General features: G+C 67.6%; 1 pseudogene. It reads right to left on the reverse strand.

Going from position 1 to position 516, the window contains the following annotated elements:
• Positions 1-300 precede the first annotated feature (300 nt).
• Positions 301-516 (reverse strand): annotated as a pseudogene (locus ON20_RS25690) (IS110 family RNA-guided transposase); the annotation flags it as partial.

Below are 516 nucleotides of genomic sequence, written 5' to 3' on the forward strand. Positions count from 1 at the left end.
TCCCATGGCACCACATCTGATATGTAGAGAAGTTTGTCGAGAGAGCGTGGTGAGGCGCCGTCGGGGAGCGACCCCGACGGCGCCTCGTTGCTTCCTGGCGAGTCTGTGGTGAGCGTGTCTGTGAGCGACGCGCGGTCAGACCGATATACGCGGGTTGGTTACCGCAGGACGGGGTTTCGGCTGGATCGCATCCGCGTGTCTGGCATCGAGCGTCGACCCGTGGGTCTGCTCATAGGTGTATCGCGGGTCGATCCGCGCGCTGCCACCACCGGCCCGCCGAGGAAGCCGATCAGGTGGCGATCAGTCGTTCATGACCGCCAGGGACCAGCACCGGCCGGCAAGTTCTCGGGCGATCGCCACGTTCGCCACCGTAGCCCGCTTGCGGCGTTCACCGAATCGCAGCCACCGCTGGTGCAGGCGGCGGTTTCCCTCGTCGCCACGCGCCCGGGCCGCGGCCGGCGCCTGGTCCCATCGCCTGCGCATCACCGCGCCGACGTGATATCGCGGCCGGTGATA

The sequence above is a fragment of the Nocardia brevicatena NBRC 12119 genome (genome assembly GCF_000308495.1).
GTDB classification, from domain to species: Bacteria; Actinomycetota; Actinomycetes; order Mycobacteriales; family Mycobacteriaceae; genus Nocardia; species Nocardia brevicatena.